20 protein-coding genes are annotated in these 18,202 nt (G+C 73.7%); 11 read left to right on the top strand and 9 right to left on the bottom strand.

The window, feature by feature from the left end; genetic code table 11:
• Positions 1-253: 253 nt before the first annotated feature.
• From ACFYXU_RS23605 to ACFYXU_RS23590, 4 genes are read left to right on the top strand one after another with little or no spacing between them, the layout of a single operon-like run.
• On the top strand, positions 254-790 hold the full coding sequence (locus tag ACFYXU_RS23605; RefSeq protein ID WP_376513246.1) for a hypothetical protein: 537 nt from the start codon (positions 254-256) through the stop codon (positions 788-790).
• Positions 791-1,312 (top strand): hypothetical protein, encoded by a 522-nt coding sequence (locus tag ACFYXU_RS23600; protein ID WP_376513244.1) that lies wholly within the window; start codon positions 791-793, stop codon positions 1,310-1,312.
• A complete protein-coding gene (locus ACFYXU_RS23595) occupies positions 1,306-2,538 on the top strand; it encodes an MAB_1171c family putative transporter (RefSeq protein ID WP_389459767.1) in 1,233 nt (410 codons plus the stop codon). The genes ACFYXU_RS23600 and ACFYXU_RS23595 overlap by 7 nt, the downstream gene beginning before the upstream one ends.
• A gap of 9 nt (positions 2,539-2,547) precedes the next feature.
• On the top strand, positions 2,548-3,036 hold the full coding sequence (locus ACFYXU_RS23590) for a hypothetical protein (RefSeq protein ID WP_389406173.1): 489 nt from the start codon (positions 2,548-2,550) through the stop codon (positions 3,034-3,036).
• A gap of 189 nt (positions 3,037-3,225) precedes the next feature.
• On the opposite strand, the gene ACFYXU_RS23585 is transcribed toward ACFYXU_RS23590, so the two are convergent.
• The gene (locus ACFYXU_RS23585; protein WP_329851941.1) at positions 3,226-3,441 is read right to left on the bottom strand and encodes a dodecin; all 216 of its coding nucleotides are present in this window, start codon (positions 3,439-3,441) and stop codon (positions 3,226-3,228) included.
• A 280-nt stretch (positions 3,442-3,721) separates the two neighbouring features.
• Here ACFYXU_RS23585 and ACFYXU_RS23580 point away from each other — a divergent pair, with 280 nt between their 5' ends.
• The 3 genes from ACFYXU_RS23580 to ACFYXU_RS23570 all read left to right on the top strand — a co-directional run bounded on the left by ACFYXU_RS23580 (position 3,722) and on the right by ACFYXU_RS23570 (position 6,831).
• Positions 3,722-4,972, top strand: coding sequence for an extracellular solute-binding protein (locus ACFYXU_RS23580; protein WP_376513238.1), 1,251 nt, complete (start codon positions 3,722-3,724; stop codon positions 4,970-4,972).
• Between the two features lie 138 nt (positions 4,973-5,110).
• Positions 5,111-5,941: a GNAT family N-acetyltransferase gene (locus ACFYXU_RS23575; RefSeq protein ID WP_376513236.1), complete on the top strand. Its 831-nt coding sequence runs from the start codon at positions 5,111-5,113 to the stop codon at positions 5,939-5,941.
• Positions 5,938-6,831: a lysophospholipid acyltransferase family protein gene (locus tag ACFYXU_RS23570; RefSeq protein WP_389406172.1), complete on the top strand. Its 894-nt coding sequence runs from the start codon at positions 5,938-5,940 to the stop codon at positions 6,829-6,831. Before ACFYXU_RS23575 ends, ACFYXU_RS23570 begins: the two co-directional genes overlap by 4 nt.
• On the opposite strand, the gene egtD is transcribed toward ACFYXU_RS23570, so the two are convergent.
• Genes egtD through egtA form a run of 4 tightly spaced genes read right to left on the bottom strand, consistent with a single transcriptional unit; the run spans position 6,726 to position 11,021 of the window.
• On the bottom strand, positions 6,726-7,691 hold the full coding sequence (egtD, locus tag ACFYXU_RS23565; protein WP_389406171.1) for an L-histidine N(alpha)-methyltransferase: 966 nt from the start codon (positions 7,689-7,691) through the stop codon (positions 6,726-6,728). The genes ACFYXU_RS23570 and egtD overlap by 106 nt on opposite strands.
• Entirely contained in the window at positions 7,688-8,440 is a 753-nt protein-coding gene (gene egtC, locus ACFYXU_RS23560; protein WP_376513231.1) for an ergothioneine biosynthesis protein EgtC, read from the bottom strand. Before egtC ends, egtD begins: the two co-directional genes overlap by 4 nt.
• Entirely contained in the window at positions 8,440-9,765 is a 1,326-nt protein-coding gene (gene egtB, locus ACFYXU_RS23555) for an ergothioneine biosynthesis protein EgtB (protein ID WP_389406170.1), read from the bottom strand. The genes egtC and egtB overlap by 1 nt, the downstream gene beginning before the upstream one ends.
• Positions 9,762-11,021 carry an ergothioneine biosynthesis glutamate--cysteine ligase EgtA gene (egtA, locus tag ACFYXU_RS23550; protein ID WP_389406169.1) on the bottom strand — a complete coding sequence of 420 codons (1,260 nt, stop codon included), beginning with the start codon at positions 11,019-11,021 and terminating at the stop codon, positions 9,762-9,764. The genes egtB and egtA overlap by 4 nt, the downstream gene beginning before the upstream one ends.
• 179 nt (positions 11,022-11,200) lie before the next feature.
• On the opposite strand from egtA, the gene ACFYXU_RS23545 reads away from it, so the two are divergent.
• Positions 11,201-12,031 carry a TIGR02452 family protein gene (locus ACFYXU_RS23545; RefSeq protein ID WP_389406168.1) on the top strand — a complete coding sequence of 277 codons (831 nt, stop codon included), beginning with the start codon at positions 11,201-11,203 and terminating at the stop codon, positions 12,029-12,031.
• Positions 12,032-12,155: 124 nt separating this feature from the next.
• Positions 12,156-12,326 (top strand): hypothetical protein, encoded by a 171-nt coding sequence (locus ACFYXU_RS23540; protein WP_376513225.1) that lies wholly within the window; start codon positions 12,156-12,158, stop codon positions 12,324-12,326.
• Between the two features lie 81 nt (positions 12,327-12,407).
• Here ACFYXU_RS23540 and ACFYXU_RS23535 read toward each other — a convergent pair whose 3' ends face one another.
• The 4 genes from ACFYXU_RS23535 to ACFYXU_RS23520 all read right to left on the bottom strand — a co-directional run bounded on the left by ACFYXU_RS23535 (position 12,408) and on the right by ACFYXU_RS23520 (position 16,259).
• Complete coding sequence (locus ACFYXU_RS23535) at positions 12,408-13,829, bottom strand: flotillin family protein (RefSeq protein WP_376516718.1); 1,422 nt, start codon at positions 13,827-13,829, stop codon at positions 12,408-12,410.
• A gap of 82 nt (positions 13,830-13,911) precedes the next feature.
• Positions 13,912-14,139 (bottom strand): hypothetical protein, encoded by a 228-nt coding sequence (locus ACFYXU_RS23530; protein WP_329851925.1) that lies wholly within the window; start codon positions 14,137-14,139, stop codon positions 13,912-13,914.
• A 14-nt stretch (positions 14,140-14,153) separates the two neighbouring features.
• Positions 14,154-14,861, bottom strand: coding sequence for an alpha/beta fold hydrolase (locus tag ACFYXU_RS23525; protein ID WP_389406167.1), 708 nt, complete (start codon positions 14,859-14,861; stop codon positions 14,154-14,156).
• Between the two features lie 126 nt (positions 14,862-14,987).
• On the bottom strand, positions 14,988-16,259 hold the full coding sequence (locus tag ACFYXU_RS23520) for an MFS transporter (protein WP_389406166.1): 1,272 nt from the start codon (positions 16,257-16,259) through the stop codon (positions 14,988-14,990).
• A gap of 156 nt (positions 16,260-16,415) precedes the next feature.
• On the opposite strand from ACFYXU_RS23520, the gene ACFYXU_RS23515 reads away from it, so the two are divergent.
• On the top strand, positions 16,416-17,450 hold the full coding sequence (locus ACFYXU_RS23515) for a LacI family DNA-binding transcriptional regulator (protein WP_376516712.1): 1,035 nt from the start codon (positions 16,416-16,418) through the stop codon (positions 17,448-17,450).
• A gap of 274 nt (positions 17,451-17,724) precedes the next feature.
• Entirely contained in the window at positions 17,725-17,994 is a 270-nt protein-coding gene (locus ACFYXU_RS23510; RefSeq protein ID WP_361400458.1) for a hypothetical protein, read from the top strand.
• Positions 17,995-18,202 lie beyond the last annotated feature (208 nt).

Raw genomic sequence — 18,202 nt, 5'->3', positions numbered from 1 at the left:
CGCGCCCTGCGGTCCTGCATGTCAGGCGGCTGCACCATGCGATCGCGAACCTTTCGGGAGGGGCGACGCCTCGTCGGCGACCGTAGCCGAAATGTGACGCTAAGCCAGCGCATGATCAGGCGTCAACATGTCCGCTGACGTGGACAGCGCCGTCCGCCCCGGCATGTGTCCTGAATCGTTCTTGTCCGCTCCAGCGGACGGAGATACACATGATCAGATCCCTGCACGGGGTCTTCGGGAGGGGATGGTTCGCATGGCTGGGGAATCGGCGCACGGCGACGAAGTGCGGCCGCTGCTGCGGAAGTTCGACCAGCGGCTCACCGAACTGATCCACGCGGTCTACCCCGACGAACAGCAGCGGCCCGGATACGCCCGCCTCGCCCGGGAGATCAGAGCGGCGACGGGCGGCTCCATCTCGGGGACGTACCTGTGGGAACTCGCCACGGGCAAGAAGCGCAACATCACCCTCGAACAGCTCGACGTCCTCGCCCAGTTCTTCGGGGTGCCCCCGGAGTACTTCCTCAACGAGGAGGTGTCGCAGCGGGTGAAGGCCCAGCTTGCGCTCGCCACCGCCCTGAGGGACACCAAGGTGCGCAGCCTGGCGATGCGCGCCTCGGGGCTCTCGCCCGCGAGTCTCGACTCCCTGCTGACCATCGTGAACGAGACGAGGAAGGTGCAGAACCTCCCCGAGGTCGGCGTCCAGGAGGACGGACGGGCGCGCCGGGGCAGACGGGCGGACGACGGACGTGAGACGGAGGACGCCCTGTCACACGAGACCGAGGAGCGCTAGGTGCTGCGATCCCCCACACTGCATCGGCGATGTCAGAGAATCGCCGAACAGGTCCGGCTCCCCACGCCGTTCTCCATCGCGAGCTTCCGCGACCACGTCGCGGAGCAGCGGGGCAGGCCGCTGTACCTGCACCCGTTGCCGCTCGAAGCCGCTTCGGCCGGCGCCTGCGGCGTCTGGCTCGCGACGGCCGCGGACGACCACATCTTCTACGAGCAGCACACCTCACCGCTCCACCAGGAGCACATCGTGCTCCACGAGTTCGGCCACATGCTCTTCGACCACCGTCCGACGGCGGGCCGGCCGGAGGAGGACGACGCCCTGCGCGCGGTCCTGCCGGACCTCGATCCGCGGCTGATCGGACGGCTCTTCGGGCGGACCAACTACACGACGCTCCAGGAGCGCGAGGCCGAACTGCTCGCGAGCCTCCTGCGCACCGGGGCGGACCAGCCGCCGCGCCGTGAGCCGTACGGCCCGCTCGCCAGCCTGAGCGCGGCCCTCGGGGTCGAGCACCCCGGGTGCTGAGCTCGCATCTGGCCGCGTTCGGCACGTGGCTCGCGTACCCCGGCTGTCTCTGCGTCTGCCTCGCCGTGATCCTGCGCGCGGGCCCGTCGCTGCGCTCCGCCGACCAGCGCGGGCTGTGGCTCGCGGTGGCCACGGCGGGCGTGGCGATGGGCCTCGACCTGCCCGTCGTCACCCGGACGGCACGGGATCTCACCGGCACCGGTCACGCCGTCGACCTGGTGAGGAACCTGACCGGTGTCGTCTCGGCGGGTGCCGTCCTGTTCTTCGTCTTCGCCCCGCTCAGGAGCCGCCGGCTCCGGATCGGCGTGTTCGGCGCCACCGGGACGGTCCTGGCCGTCCTGACCGTCCTCGACCTCACAGCCCCGGCGCATCCCTCGCACTCGGTGATCGCGGCCGGGGGCGCGGTGCCGTCCTTCGCGTACTGGCTGACGCTGATCGCGACCCACGTGGTGGCGGACGCCGTGTGTCTGATCGTGTGCTGCTGGTACGGCCTGCGCTCCGACGACCGGCTCCTCGCCACCGCTCTCTGGCTCTTCGCCGCGGGCACCGCGTTCTCCGCGCTGTTCTGGACCGGCCGGCTGCTCCAGCTCGTCCTCGACGTGCAGGGGGTCTGGCCGTACCTGCCGCTCCTGATCAACCTGCACGCGGTGCTGCGCGCGGCGGCCGTCCTCGTCCCGACCGCGGTCGCGCTGGCCCGCGCGGTGACCGACGCCCGCACGGTGTGGCGGCTGTGGCCCCTCTGGCACGCGCTGGTGGACGCCGTCCCCCACGTCGTCCTGACCGGGCGCCGTACGAGACTGCTCGAACTCCTCTGGCCGCCGGTTCCGCGGAGACTGCTCGCCTATCGCAAGCTCATCGAGATCCGGGACGCCATGCTGGAGCTCGACCGCTATGTGCCCCCCGGGCTCGCGCTGCTGGCCCGGAACCACGTCCGGCCGCACGGCCTCGCCCCGGCGCAGGCCGACGCGGCGGTCCTGGCCTGTGTGATGAAGGAGGCCCGCAGGGCGAAGCTCGCGGGTGTGCCGCGCTGCGCCACGGAAGCAGAATCGTTTCCTCGCGGAGCGGCCACCGTGCTCCTCACCCGTCGGGAACACCCACCGACCCTCACGGCCGAGACGACCCACCTGATCGACGTGGCCCGCGCCTACACCTCGCCCCCGGCCCGCTCCTTCGCCCCGGCGTCTTCTCCGGAGGGACACGCGAGTAGCGCTGCCCCGGCCTCCTAGGCTGGGTCCGTGACTTCGGACCACCGGCCCCTGGCCGTCTTCGACCTCGACAACACCCTCGCCGGGACCGCGCACCGCCAGCACTTCCTGGAGCGCCGGCCCAAGGACTGGGAGGCCTTCTTCGCGGCGGCGCCCGAGGACCCGCCCCTGGCGGAGGGGGTCGCGCTGTGCCGCGAGGCGGCGGGGGAGTGCGACGTCGTGTACCTCACCGGACGGCCCGAGCGCTGCCGCCGCGCGACCCTGGAGTGGCTGGCCGCGCAGGGACTGCCCGAGGGGCCCGTCCACATGCGGCGCAACCGTGACTTCCGGCCCGCGCGGGTGACCAAGGTGGAGATCCTGCGCCGCCTCGCCGCCGACCGCCCGGTCAGGATGCTGGTCGACGACGACCTGGCGGTGTGCGACGCGGCGGAGGCGGCGGGCTTCCACGTCGTACGGGCCCGCTGGGCGGAGCCCTCCGAGACGCTGAAGGAGGCTCAGGAGACCGAGGGCCGCACCTGAGGGCGGCCGTCGGGACCGATCCTCGCGCGCCGTCCTCCAGGAAGACGGCCGCCGGGACCGATCCTCACTCGTCGTCCTCAAGGAGTACGGCCGCCGGGACCGATCCTCACGCGTCGTCCTCCAGGCGTACGGCCGCCGGGACCGATCCTCACCGGCCGTCCTCCGGGAGGACGGCCGCCGGGACCGGCCCTACTCCTCGTCCTCCAGGCGGAAGCCGACCTTCAGGCCCACCTGGTAGTGCTCGACCTCGCCGTCGACGAGGTGGCCGCGCACCTGGGTCACCTCGAACCAGTCGAGTCCCCTCAGGGTCTGCGAGGCGCGCTTGATGCCGTTGCGGATGGCCGCGTCGACGCCCTCGGTGGAGGTGCCGACGATCTCGGTGACGCGATAGGTGTGATTCGACATGGGGGCCGAACTCCTCTCGGTGCGTTCCCTCCACGGTGCCCCAGCGCGCCTCGGCGCGCGACACGGCGGACGTTCGGTGACCCATGGGTAACTACCGGCGGTAACGGAACAGATCGGCCGTCCGGGTGCGGAACGGAATCGTCAAGGACTTGACCATCTCGTTGGTCCAGACCAGAATCCAGGCCACATACCCGCGCGAACACCCCGTTCGGTCCCCCCATGCCGGGTCAGCCCCCCATGCGCACGACCCTGTGCTGAACCCGAGCAGAAGGTGACCCCCGTGAAGAACCGCCATCTCGCCTGTCCTCTGGCCGCCGCCGCGGCGCTCGCCCTCGCCGGCTGCGGGATGCTGCCGGGCGGCGGTGGCGGGACGAAGACCGTGCACGTCTGGCTCATGCGGGACAGCGTCAGCGAGGACTTCCTCACGCGCTTCACCGAGGCGTACGAGAAGGAGCACGACGGCGTCGAACTGGAGTTCACCGTCCAGGAGTGGACCGGCATCGGGAAGAAGGTCACCGAGGCCATCCAGGGCTCCGGCGGCCCCGACGTCATCGAGGTCGGCAACACCCAGGTCGCCCAGTACGCCGACACCGACAAGCTGTTCGACCTCACCCTGGAGTCGGTCCGCGACCTCGGCCGGGAGGACTGGCTGCCCGGTCTCGCCGAGCCCGGCAGCATCTCCGGCTCCCAGTACGGCATCCCCTGGTACGCGGCCAACCGCATCGTCATCTACAACAAGGACCTTTTCGACGAGGCCGGCGTCGACAAGCCGCCCGCCACCCGCGCGGAGTGGCTCGACGACACCGAGAAGCTCAACAAGAACGGCTCCCAGGGCATCTACCTCGCCGGGCAGGACTGGTACACGCTCTCCGGCTTCATCTGGGACGAGGGCGGCGAGCTCGCCGTCGACCGCGGCGGCCAGTGGACCGGAGCGCTCGACAGCCCGGCCGCCCGGCGCGGCATGGCCTTCTACAAGGAGCTCCAGGCGCTCGGCTCCGGCCCGAAGAACGCCGACGAGCAGACCCCGCCGCAGGCCGACGTCTTCGCCAAGGGCGACGTCGCCCAGCTCATCGCCACGCCCAGCGCGGTCGCCGCCATCCTCAAGGCCAACCCGGACCTCAAGGACAAGCTCGGCTACTTCCCGATACCCGGCAAGAAGGCCGGCCAGCCGTGCGCCGTCTTCACCGGCGGCTCCGACCTCATCATCCCGGAGAACGCGCCCCAGCGCGGCGCGGCCCTCGACGTCGTCAAGGCCCTCGCCGGCGAGAAGTGGCAGTCCGAACTCGCCCGCGCCATGGGCTACGTCCCCAACAAGAAGGGCCTCGCCTCCGTCGTCGCCGGCCAGGAGGCCACCGCCGTCATGGCGAAGGGGGCCGCCCGCGGCCGGGCCACGCCCAACTCCCCCCAGTGGGCGAACGTCGAGGCCGACAACCCCATCAAGCCCTACATGACGGCCGTCCTCCAGGGCGAGGACCCCGTGAAGGCGGCCAAGGACGCCTCGGAAGCGATCACGGACACCCTCGCCGAATAGCATTCGCCGTTCGCACACCCGCGAGCCCCCGGACGGTCATGTCGAATCCAGCCGGTGACGGGAGAAGTAAGGAGCCGGGCCACCGCTCACGCGGCCCGGTCCCGCCCCTTCCCCTTCCGTCCGCCGGAGGAGCCCGTCATGTCCGCACCGACCCCCGCGCTCGCCGTCCCCGCACAGCCCCTCGCCGTACCCGCCCCCGCCGTCCCCGCACAGCCCCGGGCCCGGACCGAGGAGCCCACGCCCCGGTACGTCGTCGGCCTCGCCCGGGACCAGGAGGACGTGCGGGCCGCCCAGCGGCTGCGCCACCAGGTCTTCGCCGGTGAGCTGGGCGCCCTGCTCGACGGCCCCGAGCCCGGCCTCGACGGCGACGCGTTCGACGCGTACTGCGACCACCTCCTGGTACGCGAGGAGAGCACCGGCGAGATCGTCGGCACCTACCGGCTCCTGCCGCCCGACCGGGCCGCCGTCGCCGGACGCCTCTACTCCGAGAGCGAGTTCGACCTCACCCGGCTCGCCCCCGTCCGCCACGACCTGGTCGAGGTCGGCCGCTCCTGCGTCCACCCCGCCCACCGCAACGGTGCCGTGATCGCCCTCATCTGGGCCGGCCTCGCCCGGTACATGACCCGCGCCGGCCACAACTGGCTCGCCGGCTGCTGCTCGATCCCGCTGGCCGACGGCGGCGGGCTCGCCGCCGCCACCTGGGACACCGTCAAGGCCAAGCACCTCGCCCCCGAGGAGTACTGGGTCACCCCGCACAGGCTCTGGAGCCCCGACGGCATCGCCCGCCCCGAGGGCCGCACCGAGCTCCCGGCCCTGCTCCGCGGCTATCTGCGGCTCGGCGCCTGGGTCTGCGGCGCCCCCGCGCACGACCCCGACTTCGGCGTCGCCGACCTCTACGTCCTGCTCTCGCTGCGCCGCACCAACCCCCGCTACCTCCACCACTTCCTCTCGCTCGCCCCGGCACGGTGAGCGGGTCCGCGGCCCTCCCGCCGTGGCTCCCCACGGCGCCCTGCACCCCCGGCGAGTGTGCTGCCCACCCGGACACCGGCCCCCGGGCCGAACGGGCCGGTGCCGTCCTCGCCGCCGCCCGGCTGGCCGGCGGGATCGGCACCGTCCTCCTCGGCCTCCTGCTCGCCCCGGCCACCGGCCTGCTCCCGGCGGCGGCCCGGCTCGCGCTCGTCCGGGGCTGGGTGCGGACCGTGCTGCGCGCCTTCGGCGTGCGCGTGCGGTACGAGGGGGCCGCCGACGTGCTCCCCGGCCCGCTGCTCGTCGTCGCCAACCACGTCTCCTGGCTGGACATCCCCCTGGTCGCGGCCGTGCTCCCCGGCCGCATGGTGGCCAAGACGGAGGTCCGCCGCTGGCCCGTCCTCGGCACGCTCGCCGCGCTGGGCGGCACCCTCTTCATCGACCGCGACCGGCTCCGGGCGCTGCCCGGCACCGTGCGCGCGATGACCGGGGTGCTCGACGCCGGGGGCCGGGTGGTGGTCTTCCCCGAGGGGTCGACGTGGTGCGGCCGGGCCGGGGGCCGGTTCCGCCCGGCCGCGTTCCAGGCGGCCCTGGACAGCGGCTGCGCCGTGCTGCCCGTACGGCTCGACTACCGGCCCACCGGGGCCGCCGCGTACGTCGGGGACGATCCGCTCGGCCCGTCCCTGTGGCGGGTCGTCCGCACCCGGCGGCTGACCGCCGACGTCCGGGTCATGGATCCGCTCCGCGGTCCCCGGCACCCGGACCGCCGCGCCCTGGCCGAGGCGGCTCAGCGCGCCGTCGCCAGGGACACCGCGAACCTGTCCTCGCCGTCCGTCCACCAGCGGGACAGCTCCAGGTCTGCGGCGGACAGCTCCTTGCGCACACCGGCCTGACGGAACTTCGCCGACACCTCCGTCCGCATCTCCTCGCCCGCCGCGAACGGCACCAGCAGATCCAGCTCCGGGATCTTCACGGTCAGCGCGCGGCGGGCGCGCAGCCGCATCTCGATCCACTCCCGCTCGCCGTCCCAGACCGCCACGTGCTCGAAGTCGGCCGGGTCGGCGTCCGCGCCCAGCTCGCGGTCGAGCACGGACAGCACGTTCTTGTTGAACTCGGCCGTCACCCCCGCCGCGTCGTCGTAGGCCGCCACCAGCGTGGCCTCGTCCTTCACCAGGTCCGTGCCGAGCAGCAGCGCGTCGCCCGGCGCGAGCATGGCGCGGACCGACTTCAGGAAGGTGTGCCGCTCGGCGGGCAGCAGATTGCCGATCGTGCCGCCGAGGAAGGCCACCAGCCGCGGCCCCGGGGTCCCCGGCAGCGCGAGCCCCCGCGTGAAGTCGGCGACCAGCGCGTGCACCCCCAGCCCGGGACGGTCCGCGAGCAGCGACTCCGCGGCCCCGACCAGCGCGGACTCGCTCACGTCCACCGGCACGTACGCGTCCAGACCCGGCAGCAGCGCGTCGATCAGGAACCGGGTCTTCTCCGAGGAACCGGACCCCAGCTCCACCAGCGTCCGGGCGCCGGTCGCGGCCGCGATCTCCGGCGCCCGCGCGGCCAGGATCTCCCGCTCCGCGCGCGTGGGGTAGTACTCGGGCAGCCGGGTGATCTCCTCGAACAGCACGCTGCCCCGGGCGTCGTAGAACCACTTGGGCGGCAGTTCCTTCGGGATGCGGGTCAGGCCGTGGAGGACGTCGGCACGCAGATCGGCGCCTGCGGCGTCCGCGGCGAGGGTGCGGGTCAACTGGAACGGGCTCACGCGGACGGCTCCTTGAGCGGGGTGAGGACGACATCGGCACGGTCGGCGGTGACGAGCGTGAACTCGGGCACCTCCCGCCAGCGCGGATCGTCGTCGTACGGTTCGGAGGCCACGACCACCCGGCCGGGGCCCGACAGGTACCAGAGGCTGTTCCGCCAGGCGGTCGCGGCGATCCGTTCGCCGTCGGTGACCAGCAGGTTCAGCCGGGAACCGGGCGCCGCCCCGGCGGCCTCCCGGACGGTGTCGGCGAGCGCCGCCCCCGGCGCGTCCCCGGCCCGCAGCCGGCGCAGCACCAGCGCCCACAGCAGCGCCGAGTCGGTGCGCGCCTCCAGACGCAGCAGCTCCCCGGCCGGCAGCGCCCCGGCGAGCGCCGCGAGCGAGTCCGGCCAGCCGCCCACCGCGCCGTTGTGGCTGAAGAGCCAGGGCCCGGCGGTGAACGGCGCCGCCGCGGCCTCCCCGTCGGCGCCGGGCAGCGTGGCCCCCCGGACCGCCCCGAGGAACGCCCCGGCGCGCACCACCCGCGCGAGGTCGGCGAAGGACGGGTCGCCCCAGATCGGCCCGGCCCGCCGGTACCGCGCGGGCACCGGATCGCCCTCGGCGTACCAGCCCACGCCGAAGCCGTCTGCGTTCACCACGCCGCTGTCCTGGGAACGGGGCTCCCAGGACTGGCGCAGCAGCGCGTGCGGCGGCCGGACCAGGAGCTCACCGAGCGCCACCGGATCGCCCACGTAGGCGAGATGACGGCACATCAGTCGAGCTCCGCGGTCCGCGCCGTCCGGAAGCCGGAGAAGATCTGGCGCCGCACCGGCAGGTCCCAGTTCCGGAAGGTCCCCCGGCAGGCGACCTGGTCCACCGCGAAGGAACCGCCCCGCAGCACCTTGTGCTCCGGGCCGAAGAACACCTCCGAGTACTCCTTGTACGGGAAGGGCTTGAAGCCCGGGTACGGCAGGAAGTCGCTCGCCGTCCACTCCCACACGTCACCGATCAACTGCCGTACGCCCAGCGGTGAGGCGCCCGCCGGATAGCTCCCCGCCGCCGCGGGCCGCAGGTGCCGCTGCCCGAGGTTGGCGTGCTCAGGACCGGGGTCCGCGTCACCCCACGGATAGCGCCGGGAACGCCCCGACACCGGATCGTGCCGGGCCGCCTTCTCCCACTCCTCCTCGGTCGGCAGCCGGCGCCCCGCCCAGCGCGCGTAGGCGTCCGCCTCGTACCAGCTGACGTGCAGGACCGGCTCCTCCTCGGGCACCGGCTCCGTCACGCCGAACCGGCGGCGCAGCCACTGCGCGCCCTCCCGGCGCCAGAACAGCGGCGCGCCGATGCCGTGCTCCCGGATCTGAGCCCAGCCCTCCGGACGCCACCAGCGACGGTCCGTGTAGCCGCCGTCCGCGATGAAGGCGAGGTAGGCGCCGTTCGTGACGGGTGTGGTGTCGATGTGGAAGGCGGGGACGATCCGGGGGTGTGCCGGCCGCTCGTTGTCCAGGGCCCACGGCTCGTCCGAGGTGCCCATCGTGAACGGGCCGCCGGGCACCAGGACTTCGGTGGGCAGCGGTCCGGAGCGCGGGACCGGCGGCGGGGGAGCCGTCAGCACCGCGGGCCCCTTCCGCAGCTGATGGGTGATCAGCATCGTCTCGTCGTGCTGCTGTTCGTGCTGGGCGATCATCCCGAAGGCGAACCCCGCGTCGAGCAGCGGCCGGCCCTCCAGCGGGGTCCGTTCCAGCACGTCGAGGACCCGCAGCCGGACGTCCGCCGCGTAGACCCGGGCCTCGCCCGGCGAGAGCAGCGGCAGCGACGGCCGGGAGGCGCGCGAGTGCTGGAAGGCGTCGTACAGCGAGTCGATCTCGGGCCGCAGCGCCTCGCGCCCCGCGACGGCCCGCCACAGCCACTGCTCCTCCTGGTTCCCGATGTGCGCCAGGTCCCAGACCAGCGGGGACATCAGGGGCGAGTGCTGCGCGGTGAGGTCGACGTCCTCCACGCAGGAGGTGAGGAGGGCGGTCCGCTCCCGCGCGGTCGTCAGGGCGTCCAGGGCCCGCCGCCGCAGGGCGTCGGGACCCGCTTCCGCTCCGGTCGCGGTCATGACGTCACCACCTGGAGTCCGTCGGCCGGGCAGCTCCCGGGGATCACGTACCGCTCGTGGAAGGCGGCGACCGCCCGCCGCACGTCCTCGCTCGCCCCGATCCGGGGCAGCGCGTCGAGCGCGGAGGAGAAGACCGTGCGCGCGGCCGCGTGCAGCCCGGGATCGGCGAGACCGTCACGGGCCGCCGTCTCCCACAGCGGGTTGCGCGGGGCGGGACCGGGACCGGCCTGCTCCGCGAGCGGCTTCACCGCCCGGTACACGGTCTCCGCCGCCTCCGGGTCGTCGAACACGGCCGTCGTCACCGCCACCGGCACCATCCAGCCGTCGCGGCCCGGCTGCGCGTCGACCATCCGCAGCTCCAGATGGCCGCGCGGCCGCACCGGCGGGAACAGCGTCGTCATGTGATAGCGCAGGTCGTCGGCGTCGGGCGGGCGGGGGACGCCCGTCCGCAGCCACTCCCGGAAGGTCAGGCCCTCCGGCACCGCCCACGGTCCCTCCTCGGCCCGCACGCACATCACCGGGGTGTCCAGGACGTGCGCCGCCCACTCCGCGCGCGGCTCCCCGTCCGGCGGCGGCGCGAGCGCCCGCAGGGGATCGAGGTCCGTCCACAGCGCCTGCCGCGTCGAGCGCCAGCCGGTGCGGCGCCCGCCGTGCACGGGGGAGTTGGCGAAGGCGGCCACCAGCACCGCGCCGAGCAGATGCGCCAGCTGCCAGCGCCGGTGGTAGCCCAGCGGACCCGGCTCCTCCAGCCCCGCGTCCAGGCAGATCTGCACCGACGCCGAGTCGCACATCATCGCCCGTCCGGCGGGCCCGGTCCGGTCGAGCGCGGCCTCCATGGCGTCGTACCGCGGCTCGCGCAGCACCCGGCCGCGCGGGCCGTGCCAGGGATCCACCCCGTATCCGCTGAGGGTCAGCCCGAGGGGGCCGAGTGCCTCCCGCACCGCGCGCAGATCGGCGGCGAGCGAGTCGAGGCACTCCATGAGGGAGCCGGCCGGGCGCGAGCTGAGCTCCAGCTGCCCGCCGGGTTCGAACGTGAGCGCCGACACCAGGGGCAGGGCCCGTACGGTGTCCAGCGCGGTCGCCAGTCTCGGCGGCCGTACGGGAAGGCATGGGTCGCGCAGGTCGTGCACGAGCCACTCCAGCTCCGCCCCGACCGTGCGGGGCGGGCCGGTCTTGAAACAGATACATCGCAGCAGCTCTTCCGCCTCCGCCTCGGTGAGAGGGGGGCCGCCACGCGGTATGCCGCCAGGCGACATCCGTGCACCTCCTGGTCCTCGGGTGAACCGCTGGTTCCACCTAAAGCCACCATCGGGCGGCGTGCAAGAGCGCCCCGGAGGGACCGCACGCGCCCCCCGTGCCCCCACAGGTCCGAAATTCCCCTCTGCCCCGGAAAACCCGTTGTTCCCCACGTGCTGAAACGATCACTCTGTGATCCATGAGTGCACGACTGCGCGAGATCGCGCGGCGGACCGAGGAGATCGTCGCGGCGGGCCACTACCGCGCCCCCGACGGCCGGACCGTCTCCCTGGACGAGGACCTGGCCGCGGCCCTGGCCGGAACCCGCCTCCACGGCCCCGAGCCCGTCCCGGTCACCCCCGACACCGACCGGACGCCCACTCTGGCCGTCACCCCCGAGAGCAGCCTGGCGGCGGCCCGCCGGATGACCACGGCCGACCCCGCCCGCCCGGTCGCCGTCCTGAACTTCGCCTCGGCCCGCAACCCGGGCGGCGGCTACCTCAACGGCGCCCAGGCCCAGGAGGAGGCCCTCTGCCGGGCCTCCGCCCTCCACTCCACCCTGCTGCGCGCCCCCGCCTCCTACGCGCACCACCGCGCGGAGCGGGACGCCTTCTACACCGACCGGGTCATCCACTCGCCCCGGGTCCCGGTCTTCCGGGACGACCGGGGCACGCTGCTCACCGAGCCGTTCACGGTCGGCTTCCTCACCTCGCCCGCCCCCAACGCGGGCGTCGTCCGCCGCGACACCCCCGCGCTCGCCGACCGCCTCCCCGCCGCGCTCGCCACCCGCGCCGAACGCGTCCTGGAGACGGCCGCCGCGGCCGGATACCGCCGGCTCGTGCTCGGCGCCTGGGGCTGCGGCGTCTTCCGGAACGACCCCGCGGAGGTCGCCCGCACCTTCCGGACCCACCTCACGGGCGCGGGCCGCTTCGCCGGCCACTTCGAGGAGATCACCTTCGCGATCCTGGACCGCGCCACCGGCACCCCGACGCTCGCCGCCTTCCGCCGCGTCTTCGGGGAGGACGCCTGACCGGCCGGGTCAGCGATACGCCGCCACATGGCCCGCCACGCCTCTGACGTGCGGGTCCGGTGGCCCCGTGCCAGGCTGAGGGGATACGGACCACTGTCCGAAACCCGTCACGGGAGGCACGATCGTGGGCAAGAAACAGACCCGGACGAACCGGGGAGCCCGAACCGGCGGCCACGAACACCGCGCCGACACGGCCGCGAAGGAGAAGAGCGCGCCGACCCCCACGAGAGAGACGTCCATGCCCCTCGTCGAGCACGCGTCCCACCGCAGGGAACGCAAGTTCGGCCACAACTGACACGACGGTCGGGCCCGCCGACGCCCGGCCGCGCGGGAAGGCCCGGCGCCGTGAGAGCGCCGGGCCTTCCCGCGTACGGGCTCACTCCCCGTCGCGCACCGTGATCTCCACGCTCTTGTCGGGGCGCCGGGCCGGCGGCACCGTGAGGGGCGACGCGTCCGGCTGCTCCTGGGCCGCCGGGCTCATCGTGGCGAGGAGCTGGCGGGCCAGGCCGAGGCCCGTTCCGCCCATGGTCAGCGCCTTGGCGAAGACGTCCGCCATGCCGTCGGCGCCGTTCAGCAGCACCATCTGGTCGACGTTCCCGAAGGCCGAGGCCCCCGCCGACACGATCTCCGGCCACTTCTCCGCCAACTGCTGGGCGACCACGGCCTCCTGGTTCTCCGCGAGCGCCGCAGCGCGCGCCTTGATGGCCTCGGCCTCCGCCAGACCCTTCGCCCGCGTCGCCTCGGCGACCGCGAGGCCCTGCGCGTGCTGGGCCGCCGCCTCCGCCTCACCGGTGAGCCGGGTCGCCGTCGCCCTGGCCGCGCTCGCCAGCTCCGTCTCCTTCGCCTCGGCCTCGGCGGCCGAGATCCGGGCGTCCCGCTCGGCCGCGGCCAGCGTCCTCGTCTCGTACGCCATCGCGTCGGCGGGCTTGCGGACCTCCGCCTGGAGCTGCTGCTCCTTGCGGTGCCCCTCCAGCTCGGCGACCCGGGTCTCCTGCACGACGACCTCCTGGCGGGAGGCCGCATCGGCGAGCGGACCGGCCTGCCGGGCCCGCGCGGACGCCTGGTCCCGCTCGGCCTGGTAGCCCGCCTGGAGGATCTCGCTGTCGCGGGTCGCCTCCGACATGCGCGCCGCGGCCTGCTGCTCGGCCTCGGTCGCCCGCCGGTTCGCCTCCGCCTGCGCGATCCGCGCGTCCCGCTGGACGGCGGCCGCGTGCGGGGCGGCCAGGTTCTTGATGTACCCGGTCGGGTCCTCGATCTCGTGGATCTGCAGCGAGTCGACGATCAGACCGAGCTTCTCCATCTCCGTGCCACAGGCCGACCGCGCCTGCCCGGTCAGCTTCTCCCGGTCACGGATCATGTCCTCCACGGTCAACCCGCCGACGATGGCCCGGAGATGACCGGCGAAGACGATGTGCACCCGCTCCGACATCAGCTTCTGCTGATCCAGGAAGCGGCGGGCGGCGTTGGCGATCGACACGAAGTCGTCACCGACCTTGAAGATCACCACACCGCGGACCTTGAGCGGAATGCCCTGGTGGGTGACGCACTCGACGGACAGCTGCGTCTCGTTGAGGTCCAGCGAGAGCTTCCGTACCGCCTGGACGCCGGGCAGCACGAGGGTGCCGCGGCCGGTCACGATGCGGAACCCCATGCCCGCGCCGAGACCCTCGTTCTTGTGGTTGGAACCGGAGATGATCAGCGCCTCGTTGGGTTCCGCGACGCGCCACATCATCTTGAACACACCGATCAGAACGGCGAACGCGCCGACGACGACGCCCGCCAGAATGCCGATGCCCATGGACAAGGTCCCCCTTCACCGGAGCCGAGCGGACCCGGTGAAGGGAGTGTGCGCCCGTGACGGGCGCCACTCAACGGTCCGGTCAACTGTCGTACGCGGCTGTGACATAGACGGTGCGTGGAGGGAGATGTTCCATGACCGTCACGACCGTGCCGACCTCGATCCGCTCCTTCGGAGCGGCGGGATGGGCGAGGAAGTGCTCGGCGCCGCCGCGGATCCGGACGATCACCTCGCCGACGAGACCGGGGCCGACGGTGCCGGTCACCCGGCCGAGCAGTCCCACCATCGAGCTGTCCATCGACGCGTCCATGCCTGAACGGTACGTCAGATCCATCCCTCCAGGGCCGACATGAACCCTTCGAAGTCGTCCCGGTGGATCGTGTGCCCCGCCCCCTTCACCGTACGGACCTCGAAGCCGCGCTCCGTCAGCATCCGGGCCCGCTCCGGCCGCACGAGGGTGCTCGGATCGGCGAGGGTGACGAGCGACGGCACGACGGGCCGGACCGGCCACATGTCGGCGCCCACGCTCGGGGTGAGGCCGTGGGCCGTCCGCTCGTCCCAGTCCCGTACCGACGCCATCTCGATGTCGATGTCCTCGTCGGCCCAGTGCGGGTTGAACCCCCGGATCTGCTCCCTGGTCATCGACTTGCCCCGGACGAACAGCTCGGCCCGGTAGCCGCAGGGGCCGGCCGCCAGGTGCCAGGCGGGGTCGGAGTACACCGCGCGGGCCGGTGCCAGGCGCTCCACCGCCCGCGCGAGGACGAGCCCGCCGAGCGAGTGGCCGATCGCCAGCTCCGCGCCGGACGGCAGCGTCTCGACGAGGTCGTCCGCGTGCTCCTTCGGCCCGTACTCCTCGGGACCCGCGGCCCGGCCGCTCGCGCCGTGCCCCCGCAGGTCCACGGCGATCACCCGGTAGCCGAGCCCGGCGAGCGCGGGTCCGACCCTGCGCCAGGTGCGGTGGTCGGCCATGATGCCGTGGACGAGCAGGGCCGTCCGGTCGCCGGACCCCCACGTGGTCGTGTGCAGGCGCACGATGCCGCCTCTCCTGCGGTGTTCGGCGGCGACGGCGGAGACCGGCGCACGCCGCGGACGGGTCGCGGCGCGCACCGGCCGGGGCCGGCACGCGCCGTCTCGGGACCGCGGCCCGCGCCGACGGCGTCAGCGCACGCTGCGGATGGGGCGCACGGCCAGCGCGCCGAGCACCGACAGTACGGCCGCGATCAGGAAGAGCGCCGTGTATCCGCCACTCAGCGACACGATCAGGGAGGCTACGAAGGGGGCGACGATCTGTGGTCCGGCGTTGGCGACGTTGAGGACGCCCATGTCCCGGGCCGCGTCCTCGGCCTTCGGCAGGACCATGGTCACCAGCGCGGTGTCCACGGCCATGTAGCAGCCGAAGCCGAGACCGTTGACGACGGAGAAGGCCAGCATCGCGGTCCAGCTCGTCGAGACGGCCGGGACGACCAGGGCGACTGCGGCGAGCGCCGCGGAGGCGCCGACGAAGAGCTTGCGGCGGTCGTAGCGGTCCGACAGCCAGCCGCCGAGGACGGTGGAGACCACCATGGCGACCGAGTTCACCGGCATGAGGATCGCCACGGCCTGCTCGGCGCTCAGACCGGCGGGCAGGTCGGTGTGGTCCTTCAGGATGTACAGCTGGAACCCGGCCACGGAGAAGTAACCGAGGACGAGCAGGGCGCGTCCGATGAAGGCCCAGCGGAAGTCGTGGTCCTTGAGGGCGCTGCCGAAGGCCGCGATCTGCTCCTTCACCGGGAGGGCCGCCTTCGGGGGCATCCGCTCCTCGCGGGCGCAGGCGGTGAAGACCACGGCGGTGACGGCGACGATCGCGCCGAAGGCGAGGTAGCCCGTGCGGTAGTGCTCGGAGAAGGCCGCGCCGAGGAGCGCGCCGATCGTGGAGCCGATGGGGAGGCCGAGCCCGACGGCGGCGGAGGCCTTGCCGCGCGCGGCGAGGGGGACCCGGTCGGGGACGACGGAGGTGAGGGCGGCCTGGTAGACGTTCATGACGGCCTGCCCCAGACACCAGGCGATGGTGACGAGCAGGATCGTGTGGACGCTGCCGAGGAGCAGCATCACGGGCAGGACGAGCAGGCCGCCGGCGAGGATCCACGGGTTGCGGCGGCCGGAGCGGTCCGAGAGGGCGCCCGCGACCGGGTTGAAGACCGTGGCGAAGATCGCGGATATGCCGGAGACGAGGCCGAAGTTCGCCACCTTGTCGGCGGGGTCGATGGCCTCGATCTGGAGGGCGAGGAGCATGCCGGGCACGCCGATGTACAGGGCGTACATCGCCGTGTTGCCGGCCAGGAGCAGGGGCAGCAGACCGCGCGTCGTACGGGGAGTCGCGGGGGAGCCGGGGACGGTGGCGGAGTCGGGGGCGCCCGTGTCGGAGCCGGTCCCGGGGGAGGAAAGGGCCACTTTGCCCTCCTGAGGAGATCGCCCGATGCGGGGGCGAGAAACGGATGGAACCAGGGAGGTGACACGTGTCAGTGACGCGTGTGAGCATTGTGTAGCACTCGATTCCGGCCATCCGCCAGACCCTGCGCCGGATTGTTCTGGAAAGATGCCGGATCGATGACTCAGCCAACCGAACAGTCCCCCGAACGCCCCTCCGGGCGCGCGGTCCCGACCAGCGCCGACGTCGCGCGGCTCGCGGGCGTCTCCCGGGCCACCGTCTCGTACGTCCTGAACAACACCTCGGCCGTCCGCATCAGCGAGCCCACCCGGCAGCGCGTGCGCGAGGCCGCCGAGGAGCTGGGCTACGTACCGCACGCCGCGGCCCGCAGCCTGCGCGCGGGCCACAGTCGGATGGTGCTGCTCCCCACCGCGCACGTCCCCGTCGGACCGCTCTACAGCCGGTTCTTCAACGACTTCCAGTGGGCCCTGCGCCGCCTGGACTACACGGTCGTGCAGTACGGCAGCGTCGGCCTGGAGCCCGGGGAGGCCGCCCGCGCCTGGGCCGAGCTGCGGCCGGTCGCCGTGGTCTCCCTCGGCGAGGTCGAGCTCAACGGGCACGCCGTCGAGATCCTCAAGCGGTCCGGCGCCCGCGCCGTGATCACCCTCGGCACCCAGCGCGTCGAGGGCACCCACGCCCTCGTCATGGACCAGGGGCGGGTCGGCGAGGTGGCCGCCCGGCACCTCGTGGAGACCGGCCGGCGCCGGATCGGCGTGGTCGTGCCCGAGGAGCCGGGGCTCACGATGTTCTCCGGACCGCGCCTCGACGGCGCGCGCCGCGCGGTCGAGGGGACCGGCGCCACCGTCGTCCCCCTGCCCCTGCGGTACGAGGAGGAGTCGGCCGAAGCGCTCGCCGGGCGGTGGCGCGAGCTCGGGCTCGATGGCGTCTTCGCCTACAACGACGAGTACGCGATGCTGCTGGCGCGGGCGCTCCAGGACGCCGGGATCTCCGTACCGGAGGAGACCGCCGTCGTCGGCGCCGACGACCTGCTCCTCGGCCGTCTCCTTCGGCCCCGGCTCAGCACCGTGCGGATCGACATGGTGGTCGGCCGCGAGCTGGCGGAGCTGGTCGACCGCGCCGTACGGGAGCCGGAGACCGCGCCCCTCGCCCGCGACCTGCTCGACTCACGGGTCCTCCGGCGGGAGTCCAGCTGAGCGGCCGCTGACCGGAGAGCCGCCGGCCGGACGCGCGCAGGCCGGCGGCGCCCCTCGTCGCGCGGGGCGCGAGGTGCCGGTGGGCATGGGCTCCCGTCGCGGCCGGGCCGGGGCGGAGTGCGGACCCCGGCCGGTTCCGGGCCGGGGCGGAGCGTCGTCCTCGGCCGGTCCCGGGCCGGGCGGAGGTCCCGGCCGGGCGACGGACGGGTGCGGGCCCCGGCCGGGCGTCCGCCCAGGGCGGGCGGGGCTCCCGTACAGCGCTTAGCTTCGGTGCATGAGCACAGTTCCGAAGCGTTTCGAGATCCTGCTGGTGCCCGAGCACGTCGAGGACCGCGGCGGCGCCGCCGTCGCGGACAGCGCCGTCCGCACGGCGGTCGTCGAGGCCACCGGGCACCGGGGCGAGTCGGGGTACCCGATCTACGAGGGGCACGGCATCCGGGCCGACATCGACCCCGACACGGGCACGGTCGAGGCGCTGCTCGTCGACGGCCGCGAGCTCGACTACGGACTGACGGCCCTGGTCCGCCCGGCCGCCCGGGGCTGACCTCCCGGGTCCGCCGACCGCGCGGGCCTCCCCGTGCTCCGGGGCCTCCCGGCCGGGTCCCGGCCCCCGGCTTCCGGCCCAGCCCCAGGCCGCCCCCGGCCCCCCGGCTTCCGGCTCGAGGCTCTCAGCCCAGCCCTTCCCCCCCGGCCTCCCACATGTCCGGAACCGGCACGACCCCGTGGAACGGCCCGTTGACAGGGCGGCCCGT

This window comes from Streptomyces sp. NPDC002232 (assembly GCF_042890295.1).
GTDB lineage: Bacteria > Actinomycetota > Actinomycetes > Streptomycetales > Streptomycetaceae > Streptomyces.
Note: the sequence above shows the minus strand (reverse complement) of the source record. Positions and strands in the feature narration are given on the sequence as shown.

Coding starts and splice junctions, on each gene's coding strand:
- ACFYXU_RS23515 (WP_376516712.1), top strand. CDS start 16,416: ATGACTCAGCCAACCGAACAGTCCCCCGAACGCCCCTCCGGGCGCGCG.
- ACFYXU_RS23535 (WP_376516718.1), bottom strand. CDS start 13,829: ATGGGCATCGGCATTCTGGCGGGCGTCGTCGTCGGCGCGTTCGCCGTT.
- ACFYXU_RS23510 (WP_361400458.1), top strand. CDS start 17,725: ATGAGCACAGTTCCGAAGCGTTTCGAGATCCTGCTGGTGCCCGAGCAC.
- ACFYXU_RS23575 (WP_376513236.1), top strand. CDS start 5,111: ATGTCCGCACCGACCCCCGCGCTCGCCGTCCCCGCACAGCCCCTCGCC.
- ACFYXU_RS23530 (WP_329851925.1), bottom strand. CDS start 14,139: ATGGACGCGTCGATGGACAGCTCGATGGTGGGACTGCTCGGCCGGGTG.
- ACFYXU_RS23585 (WP_329851941.1), bottom strand. CDS start 3,441: ATGTCGAATCACACCTATCGCGTCACCGAGATCGTCGGCACCTCCACC.
- egtB (WP_389406170.1), bottom strand. CDS start 9,765: ATGACCGCGACCGGAGCGGAAGCGGGTCCCGACGCCCTGCGGCGGCGG.
- egtA (WP_389406169.1), bottom strand. CDS start 11,021: ATGTCGCCTGGCGGCATACCGCGTGGCGGCCCCCCTCTCACCGAGGCG.
- ACFYXU_RS23605 (WP_376513246.1), top strand. CDS start 254: ATGGCTGGGGAATCGGCGCACGGCGACGAAGTGCGGCCGCTGCTGCGG.
- egtC (WP_376513231.1), bottom strand. CDS start 8,440: ATGTGCCGTCATCTCGCCTACGTGGGCGATCCGGTGGCGCTCGGTGAG.
- ACFYXU_RS23545 (WP_389406168.1), top strand. CDS start 11,201: ATGAGTGCACGACTGCGCGAGATCGCGCGGCGGACCGAGGAGATCGTC.